This window comes from Marinimicrobium sp., from assembly GCF_002695945.1.
GTDB classification, from domain to species: domain Bacteria; phylum Pseudomonadota; class Gammaproteobacteria; order Pseudomonadales; family Cellvibrionaceae; genus Marinimicrobium; species Marinimicrobium koreense.
Map to the genome: position 1 here is coordinate 21,204 of NZ_NZQP01000015.1, position 17,497 is coordinate 38,700.

11 protein-coding genes and 2 pseudogenes are annotated in these 17,497 nt (G+C 55.8%); 10 read left to right on the forward strand and 3 right to left on the reverse strand.

Annotated elements, in window-relative coordinates; genetic code table 11:
* Positions 1 to 118: 118 nt before the first annotated feature.
* From CMG77_RS15710 to CMG77_RS16075, 6 genes and pseudogenes are all read left to right on the forward strand, one after another.
* On the forward strand, positions 119 to 463 hold the full coding sequence (locus CMG77_RS15710; protein WP_353743439.1) for a 3-keto-alpha-glucoside-1,2-lyase-like domain-containing protein: 345 nt from the start codon (positions 119 to 121) through the stop codon (positions 461 to 463).
* Positions 441 to 824 carry a 3-keto-disaccharide hydrolase gene (locus CMG77_RS15715; protein WP_353743440.1) on the forward strand — a complete coding sequence of 128 codons (384 nt, stop codon included), beginning with the start codon at positions 441 to 443 and terminating at the stop codon, positions 822 to 824. The genes CMG77_RS15710 and CMG77_RS15715 overlap by 23 nt, the downstream gene beginning before the upstream one ends.
* 180 nt (positions 825 to 1,004) lie before the next feature.
* A pseudogene (locus tag CMG77_RS02110) lies at positions 1,005 to 3,296 on the forward strand (PVC-type heme-binding CxxCH protein).
* Positions 3,257 to 4,450 (forward strand): annotated as a pseudogene (locus CMG77_RS02115) (Gfo/Idh/MocA family protein). The pseudogenes CMG77_RS02110 and CMG77_RS02115 overlap by 40 nt, the downstream one beginning before the upstream one ends.
* A 506-nt stretch (positions 4,451 to 4,956) precedes the next feature.
* Positions 4,957 to 5,901: a hypothetical protein gene (locus tag CMG77_RS15720; protein WP_353743441.1), complete on the forward strand. Its 945-nt coding sequence runs from the start codon at positions 4,957 to 4,959 to the stop codon at positions 5,899 to 5,901.
* A 337-nt stretch (positions 5,902 to 6,238) separates the two neighbouring features.
* On the forward strand, positions 6,239 to 7,012 hold the full coding sequence (locus CMG77_RS16075) for a Gfo/Idh/MocA family protein (RefSeq protein WP_502691729.1): 774 nt from the start codon (positions 6,239 to 6,241) through the stop codon (positions 7,010 to 7,012).
* Between the two features lie 204 nt (positions 7,013 to 7,216).
* Here the strand turns inward: CMG77_RS16075 and CMG77_RS02120 are convergent, their stop codons facing one another.
* The 3 genes from CMG77_RS02120 to CMG77_RS02130 are packed head-to-tail and all read right to left on the reverse strand — an operon-like array spanning position 7,217 to position 11,396.
* On the reverse strand, positions 7,217 to 8,011 hold the full coding sequence (locus CMG77_RS02120; protein WP_286807397.1) for a gluconate 5-dehydrogenase: 795 nt from the start codon (positions 8,009 to 8,011) through the stop codon (positions 7,217 to 7,219).
* Between the two features lie 11 nt (positions 8,012 to 8,022).
* Positions 8,023 to 8,862 (reverse strand): 5-dehydro-4-deoxy-D-glucuronate isomerase, encoded by an 840-nt coding sequence (gene kduI / locus CMG77_RS02125; protein WP_123639219.1) that lies wholly within the window; start codon positions 8,860 to 8,862, stop codon positions 8,023 to 8,025.
* A gap of 8 nt (positions 8,863 to 8,870) precedes the next feature.
* Positions 8,871 to 11,396 (reverse strand): glycoside hydrolase family 88 protein, encoded by a 2,526-nt coding sequence (locus CMG77_RS02130; RefSeq protein WP_286903529.1) that lies wholly within the window; start codon positions 11,394 to 11,396, stop codon positions 8,871 to 8,873.
* 1,181 nt (positions 11,397 to 12,577) lie between these two features.
* Between CMG77_RS02130 and CMG77_RS02135 the strand changes: the two genes are divergently transcribed.
* The 4 genes from CMG77_RS02135 to CMG77_RS02150 all read left to right on the forward strand — a co-directional run bounded on the left by CMG77_RS02135 (position 12,578) and on the right by CMG77_RS02150 (position 17,236).
* Positions 12,578 to 14,098 (forward strand): UxaA family hydrolase, encoded by a 1,521-nt coding sequence (locus CMG77_RS02135; RefSeq protein ID WP_286903530.1) that lies wholly within the window; start codon positions 12,578 to 12,580, stop codon positions 14,096 to 14,098.
* A 269-nt stretch (positions 14,099 to 14,367) separates the two neighbouring features.
* Complete coding sequence (locus tag CMG77_RS02140; RefSeq protein WP_286903531.1) at positions 14,368 to 15,522, forward strand: Re/Si-specific NAD(P)(+) transhydrogenase subunit alpha; 1,155 nt, start codon at positions 14,368 to 14,370, stop codon at positions 15,520 to 15,522.
* A gap of 10 nt (positions 15,523 to 15,532) precedes the next feature.
* Positions 15,533 to 15,817 carry an NAD(P) transhydrogenase subunit alpha part 2 gene (locus CMG77_RS02145; RefSeq protein WP_024462101.1) on the forward strand — a complete coding sequence of 95 codons (285 nt, stop codon included), beginning with the start codon at positions 15,533 to 15,535 and terminating at the stop codon, positions 15,815 to 15,817.
* A gap of 12 nt (positions 15,818 to 15,829) precedes the next feature.
* On the forward strand, positions 15,830 to 17,236 hold the full coding sequence (locus tag CMG77_RS02150; RefSeq protein WP_286903532.1) for an NAD(P)(+) transhydrogenase (Re/Si-specific) subunit beta: 1,407 nt from the start codon (positions 15,830 to 15,832) through the stop codon (positions 17,234 to 17,236).
* The last annotated feature ends 261 nt before the right edge of the window (positions 17,237 to 17,497 follow it).

The following is a 17,497-nucleotide window of genomic DNA, read 5'->3' on the forward strand; positions in this document are numbered from 1 at the left end:
TTNCNATATTGTNTATTGCAAGCAGTCAGGTAAAGCGNTAAGGTGGCCTTACCGCTTTGTGGTGTCCGAATNCGCTCNTTGGATATCTAAAGTTNTCCTAAATATGGACGGCTTAGTCATGAAAAAATTAATAATTATCTTTCTTGCAACAATCTCGATTGCTGGCTGTTCGACGCAACAGAAAGCCGAGCCNGGTTCAACTAACNTAATCGATGACTCCCTGAGTCATTTTGAGAATATTTATGATTATGGTGACGCTCGAGTCGAAAACGGCGAGTTGATACTTCGCTCAACCGGTAANTGGTTCTTGNCNACCAAAAAACGCTACCAAGATTTTATTCTGACGGCNGAAGTGATCATGCCCGACGTCAACGAATACAGCAACTCGGGCATAATGTTCAGAGGCCAGGTNAAAACGACCGAGAGATNNGCNNGAGGCNATGGGCTATCAGGCCGANGTTGATCCGAGTGATCGNAANTGGAGTGGCGGGCTTTATGANCAGGCTCGTCGCCAGTGGCTNCACCCGGTNCACNCNACNCGNTCTGAACCCGATGAAGATTTTAAAGAAANCTATCTGNCNGGNTGGACCGATGANATGGCCAACGCCTACCGCCATCTCGAGTGGAACAAGTACCGAATCGAGTGCCGGGGAAGTGATATTAAAATNTANGTCAATGGCGTTCTGACNACNCATGTTCGAGACANNAAGGACAGTGAAGGTTTTATCGGCTTGCAGCATCATGGCAGTCANTTATTGAAAGAGACCGGCCGTACCAACAATATTGTACGTTTTCGNAATGTNACTATTACTGANTTGGAGTAGGTNGTGCGGACANNTAAAAANTTCAANAANAATAGTGTNNCNGTATTGGNTCATACCCTGGTTGGNCTNTCNATCGTAGGTTGTTCGTANGCGGTNTTAGAGGANGATTCTCAGNCGGGNTCCGAGACATCGGAAACCGAGGCGACGACAACAAACCTGGGTGATCGCGAAGGTCACGACATGACGCCGCCCATTGCCGCNGAGGATATTCCGCCCGCACCGGTTCTGACGGTTNCAGAAGCCTTGGAGTCCATGCAGATACAACCGGGCTTTGAGTTGGANANNGTCNCNGCCGANCCCTATGTCTTCAATCCAGTGGCCTTGAGCTTTGACGGTGACGGGCGTATGTGGGTTGCGGANATGACCACGTTCATGCCNGATCTGGATGGCAATAATGAAGAAATTCCCGTTGGAAGCATTGCCATTNTGGATGATACCGATGGNNACGGGAANGTGGATAANCGAACGGTATTTCTTGACGATATTATNCTGCCCCGAACCATAGCATTGGTAAAAGGTGGCATTCTGTATTCCGATCAGACCCAACTGTACTTNGCCGAAGTCAAGGCGGGGGATNAGCTGGGTGTTCGCGAAGTGGTTGATCCGGATTANGCTCGGGGNGGCAGTGTAGAGCATAAGCCCAATGGGATGCTCTACGCNCTNGANAACTGGTACTANAACGCCAAAAGTGATCGTCGCTACAAAGTCCTCCCNCTNGATGNNGANNTNCCTNNAGGATCTGAAGANATCTATCGNAATCANTACTGGAAGATGGCGCTCTCCAAAACNGAATCCCGNGGNCAGTGGGGCATCAGCATGGACGANTATGGNCGACTNTTCCATAACTGGAATAGTGTNCCTGTGCAGGGNGANTNTNTNCGTCCNAATTCNCTNAANCGNAACCCCGNACTGGTTCAGGAGATAAAAGCCCATAGCATNGGNGNCAANCGGGTATACCCCGNNCGNATCAATCCCGGTGTGAATCGAGCCTATTTGCCGGAGACNCTGGTTTCCGAAGGGCCCGACAAGGGCAANCTGGTCAANTTTACCGCCTCTAGCGGCAGTGTGGTTTATCGGGGNAATCAGCTTCCTGATGAGTATTACGGTGTGGCTTTCGTTCCTGAGCCNGCAGCCAACCTGATNTCNGCCAGGCGTATCGTTGAGGGACAGGGCGAGCTGAGCGGNGAGGAGCTCTATCCGCAAAGTGAGATACTGGCATCTACTGACGAGCGTTTTCGGCCGGTNAATCTTTATACAGCACCTGACGGAACCTTATACATAGTCGATATGTACCATGGCGTAATTCAGCANAANGAGTTTCTGACTACCTATTTGCGGGAACAGTCTGAAGCTCGTNACCTGGACGAAAATAACAACAATATGGGCAGGATATACCGGTTGCGTTGGGCTGAGAACGAGNTNCNGGACAAGCCTCAGTTGCTCAATAAAACCAGTTCACAGCTGGTNCCANACTTGGCTCATGCGAATGGTTGGNACCGGGATACCGCCAGACGTCTGATTGTNCANCGNAATGACANNNNTGTCGCGGAANAAATTNCTCGNCTTGTGGAAACAAGCGANGACCATCGNGCTCAGATCAANGCGCTTTGGACNTTGGAGGGGCTGAATGCTGTCAACCNGGAAAGNATCCGAGCNGGNTTGNANTCNCCNCACNNTAAAGTAAANGTTTCNGCCATTGAGTTNCTGACACNCCTTTCTGAGANNGAACANCAGGAATTTGNGNNGNANCTTGTCAGNTTGTCGACCAGCGACTATGAGATTGCGCTGCAATTGGCATTGAGTGCNGGAGAGCTGAAAATNGACAACACGATGGANCTGTTGACGTCGGTGTTGANTGAGTATGGCGANCGGCCANTGATCAACGAGGCNGTGGTCAGNGGAATTGCGGGTCNAGAGCAAGAGCTGNAGTCCTACTTAGGNGATGANATTAATGANAAGCTGAGCAGTCTCCTGAATCTGGTGGGAAANCAACAGATTGTTGAAAGTAACGTAGATTATCTCGTNACCAGGGAACANATCCAGTATATGAGNGGCCANGAGATGTATGAAGGNCGTGCAGCCTGNGCGGGTTGCCATGGCCAGCATGGGAAAGGTCAGGAGGGTATGGCGCCGCCNCTGGCNAATAGTNATTGGGTCACCGGTGANNCAGAAGTACTGATTANAGTNCTNCTNCACGGCNTGCGNGGTCCNATCAAGGTCAANGATGTTGAATANGANTTTCCNCTNGTNATGCCCGGNNTGGCNGNTAATGANAGCTTTAGNGATCAGGATCATGCNNATATCGCCACGTACATCCGAAATAATTGGGGTAATNCGGCAGGNGCTGTCAGTGCCGATGAGGTCAGAGAGNTTCGAGAGCAAAGCGCNNCNCNGAATCAACCGTATACNGCCAGTGATTTGGGNCNNTANTCATGNAAACANNTANCCNGGNGCCTTCTGACGGCTCNGTAGAGANNANCTNGCCTGCNGTTCGTGTNGGCATTGTNGGCCTGGGCAATATTGCCCGGCAACACATTCAGAATATNGTCGATGGAGAGGTGCAGGGNTGTNANATNGGGGCCATCTGTTCNCGCAGTGGCTCCGANCTNTCGGATGAGCTTGGGGTNCAGCACTTCTCTGATTACCGNGCGCTGTGCGATTCGGGNNTGGTGGATGCGTTGATCATTGCCTCGCCCACCATGCAGCACTTCTCCATGGCCAAGTACGCCCTGGAGCGGAAGCTTCATGTGATGCTGGAGAAGCCGATCGGTCTGTCTTCGTTTGAAGGTGAAACGCTTCTTCAGTACGCCGACGANAACACCGTGTTNGCGNTGATGCTGAATCAGCGNACCGATCCCACCTTCAGCAAAATGAAGGAAATTGTGGAGAGTGGCGTTTTGGGGNCGATCCAAAGNACCCATTGGACCATGACCAACTGGTTCAGGCCTGAGATCTATTTTGAGGTCAGTGACTGGCGCGCCACCTGGAAGGGCGAGGGCGGTGGTGTACTGCTCAANCAGTGCATTCACAATCTGGATGTATTTCAGTGGATCTGTGGTCTTCCCAATGAGATTCANGGGTTCTGTGAGTTCGGTAAGTATCATCAGATCGAAGTTGAAGATGAAGTGACGGCGTATCTNCGCTACCCCAATGGCGCCACNGGNNTGTTTGTCGGNTCTACCGGTGAGGCTCCNGGCGTCAATCGTTTCGATGTGATNGGCGANAGGGGCAGCTTACACTTTGATNCGGGTCAGNTTACNTTGGTCCGAAACCAGCAGAGTACATCAGAGTTCAACNGACAGACNGACGATATGTTCGGTATGCCTGAGAGCCACTCCGAGATTGTCNGCACGGGNGGNAAAGTGAATCAGCACGCCCTGATAATGACCAACTTTGTGGATGCCATCCGAAAGGGNGAGACACTTCTAACTCCTGCGGAGCAGGGCCTGGCGTCCTTGGATATGGCCAACGCCATGTTGTTATCNACATGGNTTAAGAGACCGGTAAAGCTACCGCTTGATCGACAGACTTATCAAGGGGCGCTGGAGGACAGGATTGCTTCGTCATCGCTTCGTAAAAAGTCGAATAGAAAGGCCAAGGTCNATATGTCAGCCTCGTATCGCTGAGCGAACATCGATTGCCTTTTATCCTACAGACTATTCAATGAAATCCAGGATCCAGTATGAGTGATTCCGCTAATNATGAGCTGGCNACCTTAAGCCGCATTTCCGNTAAGCCCTGGTACGCCCGGGTTCCAACCTATCTGATACTGAGCGGTCCNGGATGGTTGCAGGGNGCNATGNCTCTNGGNGGNGGGAGTGCCGTTACNTCNCTGACCATTGGTGCTTTGTTTGGGTACGAGTTTCTATGGGTNCAGCCGGTATCAATGATCATTGGCTGCGTGATGTTATTTGCGCTATCGCATCAAACCNTGCATACNCANATNAAACCGTTTGAAGCAATGAAAAAGTATGTCAACGCCCCGTTGGCATGGCTTTGGGCGATCGCAGCATTTGCTTCCAGTATTATCTGGGGGTTCGCTCACTATCCGCTCAGTGCCGGTATGATTGAAGANATTGTCGTGGTNTCCACAGGNTGGTCCGTNGATGAGGGGAACACGGTTGGACGTGATATGTATCTGTTGGCTCTGGCGATTCTGGTCTGGGCAGGCTGCGCATACACNGCATGGAAATATGGTGAACAGGCCGGAGAATCAGGCGGAAATAGGTCGGGTAAGGCCAATGCGATCAAGATATTCGAGACCGGTATNAAACTACTGAGTGGGTCGGTAATTTTTGCCTTTGCTTGGGTGGTTATCAGTGCGAGCTTGAATGGNAAGGTCGATTGGGGAGCTGTGATGGCTGGTTATATTCCCACTTCACTGCCTCAGGATGCAGANGGCGTCACTATAATGATGGCGGCGCTNGGAAGCGCGGTGGGTATTAATATGACNTTTATCTATGGTTATACACTTCTGTATAAAAAGTGGACGCCGGCGCACGTCGAGCTCTCACGGTACGATATCGGCTTTGGTCTGGTGTTGCCTTACGTTCTGGTCACCAGCTTGATNTCCATTGCGGCGGCNGGGGCNTTTTTCAATTCNGANATGGATATTCAAGGNAANCTGAGCCCTGCGGTTGCNGGCAAGATGTTTATGTCCGCNGGGTTGGATGAAGTGACCAGTCGCCTGATCTTTGCNTTTGGGATATTGGGCATGGCGGTCGGTTCCCTGGTTATGCACATGCTGTGTTGCGGCTCTGCCGCGGCAGCCATGTTCAATTGGCCGGAGGGGAGCTTGAAGTANAAGNTNGCTTTGCTATCACCNACCCCNGCNGTATTGGGNGTATTTGTCTGGTCAACCATGGGCCCCTACGTGGTNTTGCCNACGTCGGCNATATGNGGNTTNTTGCTNCCCATTGCGTATATCGGCTGGGCNATTNTGCACAATAGACCNAGTTACCTGGGTGANGCNATGCCAACCGGNTTAAACAGAGTGTTGTTTAATCTGGCAATGGTGTTATGTATTGTGACTGTANTGGCCAGNGTGGCTTATTCAACCTGGGTNCAATTGGTNTAGAACATGNNTGANTCTNCTTCAGNCAGANATAAAAGACGGCGCCAATTACGCGCCGCTNGGTAAATCGNAAAAAGTCGTTGCGCCNGAGGANTTCNGCTTTTCGGTNGCCTGGCTGGATCACGGNCATATTNATGGGCAGACCAANGGNNTGTTGCANGCNGGCGNNACGCTTCGCTATGTGTACGATCCGGATCCCAAAAAGCTGGCTGCCTTCTGCGAAAAGTATCCNCAAGCCAAGGTGGCTGAGAGCTTTGATCAGNTGCTGGCCGATGACAANACGNTATTGGTGGCATCCGCAGCGATCCCCAANGTGCGAGCGGACATTGGCGTTCNGGTGATGCAGGCCGGAAAGGATTACTTTACCGACAAGGCGCCNTTCACCACCCTGGAGCAGCTCGATCGGGTCAAGCAGGTGGTGGCGCANACNGNGCGCAAGTATGCNGTGTANTACGCCGAGCGGTTACACAATGAAGCGGCCTGGNNGGCGGGAGAACTGATTGCCGAAGGGGCNATTGGTCGGGTGCTNCAGGTCATCAATCTNGCGCCNCATCGATTGTCCAAGGCGACCCGCCCCGACTGGTTTTTTGATAAGAATCAGTATGGTGGCATTCTGACCGATATCGGTTCACANCAGGTGGAGCAGTTNTTGACNTATGCNGGGGTGACCGAGGCAAGNATCAATTTTGCNCGGGCCTGTAATCTGAANAATGCCGANAAGCCCGAGCTGGAAGANTTNGGTGAGATGTCCATGACGGGGGATAACGGTGCGTCCTTCTATNCCCGGGTTGANTGGTTTACCAGCGATGGACANGCGACCTGGGGCGATGGCCGGACCTTNATTCTCGGTACCGAAGGGAATATTGANTGTCGTAAATACAATGACGTGGCAAGNCAGGCGCCGGCATCAAAGGTGTTTTTGACCAATGCNCGGGGNGAGCGGGAGATTGACTGTCTGGGNCAGTCGAGTTTCCCGTATTTTGGNCAGCTGATTCTGGANTGTCTGCACCGGACCGAGAATGCCATGAGTCAGGCGCATGTGTTCAAGGCCGCCGAGTTGAGTNTGAAAGCNCAGGAGATGGCGGATGAAGNTCGTCGGGTTACGCTGCGCTAACCCGACCTACCAGAAGGTCCGGCACCAAGCGATCCCGTAGGTCGGGTTAGCGCAGCGTAACCCGACGACCAGATCGGAAGTCCAACGGTCCTGTAGGTCGGGTTAGCGAAGCGTAACCCGACAGACCCCGGAGGGACTTTTCTGAAGCACAAAAAAACGGCGCCGAAGCGCCGTATCAAAACCGCAGAAAGGGTCTGCTGAAACTTACTCGTTGGCAGGCTTGCCAATGGTGGCGAGAATGCCGCCGTCCACGTAGACGATTTGCCCGGTCACAAAGTTGCTCGCCTTGGAGGACAGGAATACCGCGGCGCCCTGCAGGTCATCCGGGTCGCCCCATTTGCCCGCCGGAGTGCGGCTGATGATGAATTCGTTGAGCGGGTTGCCTTCCACCCGGATCGGGGCTGTCTGGCTGGTGGCGAAGTAGCCGGGGCCGATGCCGTTGACCTGCACATTGTGGCGCGCCCATTCGGTGGCCATGTTACGGGTGAGCATTTTCAGGCCACCCTTGGCGGCGGCGTAGGCGCCGACAGAGTCGCGGCCCAGCTCGCTCATCATGGAGCAGATGTTGATGATCTTGCCCTGCTTGCGCTCAACCATTTTCTTTGCGACCGGACGGGTCATAGTGAACACGCCCACCAGGTCGGTATCGATCACCTGCTGGAACTCTTCCACGGGCATTTCGAGCATGGGTACACGCTTGATGATACCGGCGTTGTTCACCAGGATGTCGATCGGGCCGACTTCTTTCTCGATCTTGTCGACCGCCGCAATCACCTGGTCTTCTTTGGTGACGTCGAACTTGTAACCAAAGGCCTTGTAGCCTTCGGCTTCATATTCGGCCACGGCCTTGTCGATTTTTTCCTGGGAAGAGTGACCGTTGACCACAATGGTGGCGCCGGCGCTGCCCAGGCCCTTGGCCATGGCCATGCCGATTCCGTGGGTGGCGCCGGTAACCAGCGCCACTTTGCCTGTCAGATCGAACAGGGGATGATGACTCATAGAGAAGCTCCTTACTTCAGTTCGTGTGGCTGGTGGAAGTCCATGTCGGTGTAGTCGAGGTTCTCACCGGCCATGCCCCAAATGAACGTGTAGTTGGCGGTGCCGACGCCCGAGTGCATGGACCAGGGCGGAGACAGAACGGCCTGCTCGTTGTGAATCCACAAGTGACGGGTGTCGTCTTTCGGGCCCATGAAGTGGCACACGGCCTGATCTTCCGGCACATTGAAATAGAAATACGCTTCCATCCGCCGGGTGTGGGTGTGCACCGGCATGGTATTCCAGATGCTGCCGGGCTGCAGTTCGGTCATGCCCATCTGCAACTGGCAGGTTTCGATGATGCCGTTGATCAGCAACTGATTGACCCGACGTTCGTTACAGGTGTCCGAGGAGCCCAGTTCCAGCACATTGGCATCGCCCATGCCGACTTTTTTGGTCGGGTAGGCATGGTGCGCGGGCGCGGAGTTCAGGTAGAACTTGGCCGGGTTGCTGGCATCGACGCTGCGAAAGCTGACTTCTTTGGCGCCGCGGCCGACGTAGATGGCACTTTTGGATTCCAGCTCGTAATCGGTGCCGTCTACCGTGACGATACCGTCACCACCGATGTTGATGGCACCCAGTTCACGCCGGTCCAGAAAGTGCTCGGCTTTCTGCTGGTCCACGGGCTCCAGGGTCACGGCCTTGTTGATCGGCTTGGCACCACCGACCATCATCCGGTCGTAGTGGGTGTACACAAAGTGGATCTGATCGTCTTCGAAAATCTTCTCGATCAGAAAGTGCTTGCGCAGCTTCTCTGTGTCGTAGTGCTTGTAGTCGTCGATGTGAACGGCAAAGCGTTCTTCGATCTGTTTCATGGGTTACCTCACTTGCCTTGGAGCAGGCGGTGCATTTCGATACCGGCGAGAATAAACGGCCCCGTACCTTTCGGGTCGTTTTCCCAGACCGGTTCGCTCATATAGTAGTGGTAGCTGCCGTCGCGGCCAAAACCCAGGCCGGCTACCAGACAGATATTGGTCATGCTGATCTTGCCATCTTCATGAACCGTCACGAATTCGTTGATCAGGCCATCATAGGCTTTCTGAGCGACCGGAAGGAAGCTGTCATCCAGGTAGCCCATACGAATGGCTTTGGCGTAGAAGTAGGCGAACATGGCACTCGCGCTGGATTCGCGGTAGTTGCCCGGCGCATCGGGCTGATCCATGATCTGCCACCAGGTGCCGGTGGGGTCCTGGTACTTCTGCAGGTCGACAGCAATCTCCTGGATCATATCAATGATCGGTTGGCGCAGCTCGGTTTCTTCTTCCGGAATGAAGTCCAGTACATCCACGGTGGCCATGGTGAGCCAGCCGAAACCGCGGCCCCAGAAATGCTCGGACAGACCGCTTTCGGGGTCGGCCCAATCCTGCTGTTTTTTCTCGTCCCAGGCGTGGTAATACAGGCCGGTTTCGGGATCGCGCAGCTCTTCGCGGGTGATCTCGAACTCCTTGACCACTTCGGCCCAGCTTTCGTGCTGTTGCTCGCCTTCTTCGAACAGGAGCGCGTAGTGGGCAAGGTAGGGCATGGCCATGTAAACGCCATCCAGCCAGACCTGCCATGGGTAGCGCTCCTTGTGCCAGAAAGCGCCACCGCTGGTGCGGGGATGCTTGTGCAGGTGCTCGCGCAACTGATCGGCGGCGAGTTTGAAACGCTCTTCGCCGGTCTGCTCCCACAGGCGCAGGACGCCCACGCCGGGCTTGACGTTATCCACGCTGAAGTTGGTCATTTTATAGCGGGCAATCTCGCCCTCTTCACCAATAAAGCTGCCGGTCACATGGGGCAGAACNTTGGCGTAACGCTCCGCCGGTGCCACTTCGTTGAGTTCATCGTAGGCCATGGGGAGCAGGCCGATGATGTCGTACTCGAACTTGGGCGGACGCTCGCGGTTGGTGTCCCAGCCGTCCACGTGGTACNTCATGGTTTTGCGNTCCAGNTCGGAATCGGCCAGGCGCTTGCTCCAGTTNAGCGCCGCCTCGGCGTCCGCCGGCGGATTTTTCTGTTCCTGGCTGTGNGCGGTNGTNAGGCGTTCNCGCGGNGCCAGNGTCAGGCGTTCGGCNTCNNCNTCCAGGTATTCGACAAACGCTTCACGGGTGGTGATGCCGTCCAGCTCGTGCTGCCAGNCCGCCAGGAAGTAGTAGTCCACATCTTCGCCCGCCGCGTCGAGTACGGTCACATAGTTGTGCTCGTCTTCGGTCTGCNCCTCGCGGTCGGATTTACGGAACAACAGGGCCATGCCCAGGTAGTCGTCTTCACCGCTCAGGCTCTGTTTGCCCCAGCTTGCCACATAGGTGTAGGCCTTGCCGGTAATATCGACCTCGCCTTCAATCAGCTCGGTGCCCGGATGTTTGACGATGCCCGNGGTCAGGTTGTCCAGCTCGTCGCTCAGTTCCAGGTCTACGTGTACCAGGCGGCTGCCGGCAGTCATGGACAATTGTGCGGTCAGGTCGACCGTGGTGTCCGCCACCTGCCAATCTTTGTAGTGGATGCTGAATGAGGAGTAAAGGTCGCCGTTATCCAGAATCCTGGCATCCCACCCGTCCACTTCAGAAACGCGGTGTACNTGCTCANCGTCCCAGTATCCGTAGCCGCCGACGCCAAGGGAGTCGCCAACTTTGAGGATGTCCATGCCCCAGTNGGCCGGCTCGTGGTAGGAATCGTAGCCGTCCTTGCCGACATTCTGCAGAACCATGTCGTGGGTTTTCTTGCCGAAAATATCAAAGCCGTTGCGCCAGTCGAGATAGACCCGGTACCCCACCAGATCCGATTCGATGCCGGGGCCTTCATAGCGGATGTAATAGGAGTGATCAGAGTGCTCTTCGGGTGGTGTCAGGCTCTCGACGTTTTCAAATTCGCCGCCGACATACTCATACATGCCTTCGCGGTTTTCATCGGAGTGCGGCTGCCATTCACCGCCCACCTTGTGGGAAATTTCCGCCTGTGTACGCTTGGCCACCTCGGGCGCCTGGCTGGCGAGCCCGCGATCAATGACCAGCTCAATGGTGCCTGCCGAGGGAAGATNGACNAGGGTGAGCAGGCCGTCTTTCTGCCCATCGCCGTCACGGTCAATCAGTTGCGTGGCGACCGGCGTACCGTTTACGGTCGCTCCCAACTCGCTGTCCAACGCATCCTGACGCGTCAGTCCGAGNTCGTCGAAGCTGACAAAATAGGGCTCATCGCTGACGGCNCGGCTCAGGGCGTTGGACAGNTGGACCTGGGCGNCCGGGGTCTGCTGGGTCTGCTCGGGCTGGACGCTGGAGGATTGCGGCTCGGTGGNGGGTGGTTCCTGGCTGCAACCGGCCAGAGTGGCCGCCGTTACCAACAGCGTGCCGGAAAGCGGTGGGTATTTCAGCATAGTTATCACCTTTCTGGTCTCTCTTCTTGAATGTGCTTCTAGTTATTGGTCGGAATTCGCCCGTCTCTTGTTGGGAGCGGAAGCACAAGCCGGGGTGTTCCGTGGAAGGGGGTCGGTCCTTGATCCGGATGCCCTAGTGGTCCATGTGGCTAATGGTTGATTCGGGCACGACCTCACCCGCCAGCGGACAATCCGCTGGCGGGGTCTTGGCCTTACTGGTTGATCCCCGAAAATCGGCTCTGATGGCCTCTCATTTCAGGGTTGCTCGACACCGATACCGCCTGGTTGTCGGGCGCTTGGAGCGGTCTCTCTCACCTCGTATATACCCGATTGGTATAGACGTTTGCCCCAGTTGTCTCCCTCTTGCCTCTTTACATCGTCGCATTAGAGGCTCGGGCACCCGGTCATTTGATGTTTTTGGGTTGCCCGATACCGCTGGCATTCAGACTCTTTGGGATTGGCCGCGTGCAGAACAGAAAACGCGAACGGTTTGCTAACGGTTTATCTTTAGAGTCTGGCAGTTTCCTCTGCGGAAATGCGTATGCCGTCATGCAGTGAANTCATTCTGGTACGGCCCGGCGGGAAAATCAAGGCTGAAGAACAAATTTTTTCCTNTAATGGGNAATATATTAGTNAGATTGTTTCGGTATTTTTGNTGTAANCGGTTACANATAATTTANTANATATNNGTAACCGATTACATTTTGCGTGAACTTCGCAGTGAGACGGTTTCATGGCTTTATGGGAGGGAATTCCGGCAAAAAATTAACGGGTGAGGCCGCTCCTACTCCGTTGCGATTGACAGCGGTGTCAAATGGGANAAACANCCCATTCTGTGCAAATGACAACGCTGTCAGATTGCGTTTTGCGTAAATTTTTTGGGTGGGGTTTTCACACCAGGCGTTGCGAGTGGTTGCGGTGTCCGCTTTGTCGGTGCTAAATTTGNTCCCGGTATTGACCGAATACCATTGCCGATTTTTCAGGCGCCGCAAGGCGCCTGTTTTTTTCTGTACCTGAAAAAGAATCCCGCAAAACAAAAAGCGTCGGCCCGCAGGGGTGGCGACACACGGGAAATTGGCAGGCCGGCTCGACGGAGCGCGAACGGCTTTTACCACCGAACGGTTTCTGTTCTGCCAGGTGAGAGTGGCGTCAGAGACTCCAATCTTTGGGTGATCATTATTTTGGCGAACATCATTCATTTACACGAGCGCGACAACGTAGGCGTGTGTAAAGGGGCTATTCCGGCGGGCACGGCACTGATCGAGCCCGAATTGACTCTGGTTGACGATATCCCGGCCATGCACAAAGTGGCGCTGGTGGATATCCCTGAAGGTCAGCCCATCCTGAAATACGGTCAGGTGATCGGTTTTGCCGCCAAGGCCATCAAGGCCGGTGAGCATGTGCACAGTCATAACTGCAAAATGGGCGAGGCGGAAAAAGATTATGGCTTTTGCCGCAACGCCAGGCCNACGGACCTTGTGCCCGAAAGCGAACGGGCCACGTTCCGGGGCTACCGACGCGCCAATGGCAAGGTCGGAACGCGCAATTANATTGGTATTCTGACNACTGTGAATTGCTCCGCCACCGTCGCCAAGGCCATTGCCCAGCACTTNACCTTCTCGGGCGAACTGGACGACTACCCCAATATTGATGGCGTCGTGGCCTTTACCCACGAAACCGGCTGCGGCATGCGCTCCGATGGCGAAGGCTATGAGACTCTGCGGCGNACNTTNGATGGTTANGCGCGCCACCCCAACTTCGGCGGCATTCTCATGGTCGGGCTCGGCTGCGANACCATGCAGGTNCGNCGGGTGATGGANGAGAGTGGNCTGGGGGATANCGACACCTTTCAGGCNTACACCATTCAGGATGTCGGCGGTACCCGTAAGGCGATTGAGCGTGGCATCGAGGTGNTGCGCGGCATGTTGGNTGGGGTNAATCAGCACACCCGCGAAACCGTCCCGGCCAGCGAGCTNACCCTGGCGGTNCANTGNGGNGGNTCGGATGCCTTNTCCGGNATTACGGCGAACCCCGCGCTGGGCGCGGCGGGGGACATTCTGATCCGCCATGGCGGTACTGTCATCTATTCGGAGACACCGGAAATTTTCGGTGCCGAGCACCTGCTGACCCAGCGTGCAAAAACACCCGAGCTCGCCCAAAAGTTGCTCGANCGCATTGAGTGGTGGCAGGATTATACGGCGCGCAACGATTTTGAGCTGGACAATAACCCCTCNCCGGGTAACAAAGCGGGTGGCTTGACCACCATCATGGAAAAGTCCCTGGGGGCCCAGGCCAAGAGCGGTTCCACCGAAATGGTGGGCGTGTACCTGTATGGGGAAGAGGTAAAAGAGAAGGGGCTGGTGTTCATGGACAGCCCCGGGTTTGACCCCGTGTCGGTCACCGGGCAGGTTGCCTCGGGCGCCAACGTGGTATGCTTTACCACCGGTCGCGGTTCAGCCTTTGGCTTCAAGCCCGCGCCCAGCCTGAAGCTGGCCAGCAATTCCGAGCTGTATCAGCGGATGCAGGAGGACATTGATATCAATTGTGGTGGCATTCTGGATGGTGAGAAAACCATGCAGGAATGCGCCGAAGAAATTTTCCGGGTCGTACTCGCGACGGCTTCGGGAGAGCAGACCCAGAGCGAAAAGCTCGGNTACGGTGATAATGAGTTCAACCCCTGGAAAATAGGGGCCGTGGTGTAGGAGATCAATCCGGGTGCTCTGTGGGCACCCACACAACGCGGACCAGCGGAGGAGAGAACCCCGGGAGGTGAGAGACCCGGGGTTTTCTCGGCGCAGAATCAAGGCGGGAAAACGCCAACTGACNCACTCTGTTGACTCCAGACAACAAAAAACGAGGCCCTGATACCCTCAGGCGCCCGTTGATTAGGACATCATTCCGCTCAATCCCCACCTTTCTACGGGAAAAGCGGCTATGTTTAATGGTGTCCATCACATGAGGGAGACGTTTCATGAAAATAGCGATACCCAAAGAGCGTCGCGAGCACGAGCGGCGTGTNGCCGCAACGCCCGAGACGGTCAAGAAGTTGATTGCCCTCGGTGCCGAGGTGGCGGTCGAGGCGGGCGCGGGCCTGTCCAGCCGTATCACCGATGAGGCCTACGAGGCGGCGGGNGCCACTCTGGTCAGCGACCTGANCAGTCTGCTGGGCGATGCCGATGTGGTGCTCAANGTCCAGCGTCCCCTGCTGGGCGAAGGCGACCAGCCCGACGAGTTGTCCCCGATGAAAAAGGGCGCTCTGCTGATTGCCGGCCTGTCCCCCTACGCCGAACCCGACGCCATCAAACGCTATGCCGAGGCGGGTGTGACCGCCATCGCCATGGAGTTTGTGCCCCGCATCACCCGTGCCCAGAGCATGGATATCCTCAGTTCCCAGAGCAACCTCGCCGGTTACCGTGCGGTACTGGAGGCGGCTTACGTTTACGATCGCGCCATGCCCATGATGATGACCGCCGCTGGCACCATTGCGCCCGCGCGGGTTATGGTTCTTGGCGCCGGTGTGGCCGGTCTGCAAGCCATTGCCACCGCCAAGCGTCTGGGCGCCATTGTATCCGCCACGGATGTCCGGCCCGCCGCCAAAGAGCAGGTGGAAAGCCTGGGCGGCAAGTTCGTCATGGTCGAGAGCGACGAAACCAGAGAAGCGGAAACCGCTGGTGGTTACGCCAAGGAAATGAGCGAAGACTACAAGCGCAAGCAGGCGGAGCTGGTGGCGGAAACCCTGAAGAAGCAGGACATCGCCATCTGCACCGCACTGATTCCCGGCCGCAAGGCCCCGACCCTGATCAATGACGAAATGGTGCACAGTATGCGCCCCGGCTCGGTGATTGTGGATCTGGCCGCGGAACAGGGCGGCAACTGCACCCTGTCCAAGCCCGGTGAGGTGGTGGATGTGAATGGTGTGTCCATCATCGGCCACTACAACATTCCGAGCCGGCTGTCCGCCGATGCCAGTTCGCTGTTCGCCAAGAACCTACTCAACTACCTGACGCCTCTGGTCGATGCCGAGAGCAAAGCGCTCAAGGTCGATTGGGAAGACGAAATCGTTGCCGCTTCCGTGCTGACACGGGACGGTCAGGTCGTTCATTCCGCTTTCCAGAGCGAACAATAAGGGGGTCGTCATGGAAGCCAATTTCATTCAGCAGTTATCCATTTTTGTGCTGGCGATTTTCGTCGGCTACTACGTCGTCTGGAGTGTCACCCCGGCACTGCACACACCGCTGATGGCCGTTACCAACGCCATCTCCAGTGTGATCATTGTGGGCGCATTGATCGCCGCCGGCCCCGAGAGCATGAGCCTGTCCAAAGCCCTGGGCTTTGTGGCCATGACGCTGGCCGCGATCAATATCTTCGGTGGCTTTACCGTCACCCAACGCATGCTCGCCATGTACAAGAAGAAAAAGTAACCGGGGGAACTTATGACTGAACTACACGCGAATCTGACCTCGCTGGCCTATCTGGTCGCGGCGGTCCTGTTTATCATGGCCCTGGGCGGCCTGTCCTCGCCGGAAACCTCACGGACCGGTAATATCTGCGGCATGCTCGGCATGCTGATCGCGGTGGTGACCACCGTGTTCAGCCCGGAAGTGCAATCCTACGAATGGATTGTGGCGGCGCTGGTGCTCGGCGCGGTGATCGGTATCACCATCGCCAAACGCATCGCCATGACCGCCATGCCGCAACTGGTAGCGGCTTTCCACAGTCTGGTCGGTATGGCCGCGGTGCTGGTGGCCGGTGCGGCTTTTACCAACCCCGGGGCGTTTGGCCTGGTCGGCGCGACCGGAGATATCTTTGTCGCCAGTCGTATCGAGATGGGTCTGGGTGTCGTGATCGGCGCCATCACCTTTTCCGGGTCCGTGATCGCCTTCACCAAACTGCAAGGGCTGGTCTCCGGTGCGCCGGTGTCTTTCGGCGGCCAGCATTATCTCAATGCCCTGTTTGGCCTGGTGATACTGGCTCTGCTGGTTTACTTCTGCATCGATCAGCAGCCCTGGATCTTCTGGACCATGACCGCCCTGGCGTTTGTCATCGGGGTACTGATCATCATCCCCATCGGCGGTGCCGATATGCCGGTGGTGGTGTCCATGCTCAACTCCTACTCCGGTTGGGCCGCCGCGGGCATTGGTTTCACCCTGAAAAACGACGCCCTGATTGTCACCGGCGCCCTGGTGGGTTCTTCCGGTGCGATTCTGTCCTACATCATGTGTAAAGGCATGAACCGCTCGTTCTTCAATGTGATTCTCGGCGGCTTCGGCGGCGACTCCTCCGCCGGCGGCCCGGCCGGTGCGGCGGACGATCGTCCGGTGAAGCAGGGCAGCGCGGAAGATGCGGCCTTCATCATGAAAAACGCCGGCTCGGTGATCATTGTGCCGGGCTACGGTATGGCGGTGGCCCAGGCGCAGCACGCGCTGCGTGAAATGTGCGACGAGCTGAAAGAAGCAGGCGTGACCATCAAGTATGCGATTCACCCGGTGGCTGGTCGTATGCCAGGTCACATGAACGTATTGCTGGCGGAAGCGAACGTGCCGTATGACGAGGTGTTCGAGCTGGAGGATATCAACAGCGAATTCCAGACCACGGATGTCGCTTTTGTGATCGGTGCCAACGATGTGACCAACCCGTCGGCGAAGACCGATCCGGCCAGTCCGATTTACGGTATGCCGATTCTGGATGTGGAAAAGGCGAAGACGGTTCTGTTCGTCAAGCGCGGTATGTCGGCAGGTTACGCTGGGGTGCAGAATGAGTTGTTCTACAAGGACAACACCATGATGCTGTTCGGCGATGCCAAGAAAATGGTTGAGACGATTCTTCGTAACCTCGATTAATAGTTGGGTGGTCTTTCGGCTTTGGGGGCTTCTCGACTTCGGGGGTGGGTGTGGGGCACACGGTTTCAAAACACGCCGTACATACATCCCTGTAGGCTCGGATCGCCGGTCCCCGGCTCTACGGTTTTGAAACCGTGTGCCCCACACCCGCGTACCGATTGGTAGAGGTAACGACTTAAGTGGTTGCGGTAACCTCTCAGTGTTGTGACGTTCAAAGAACATGCAATGACGAAAGGTTTCTGCCCAAGTGAGGGATGACAT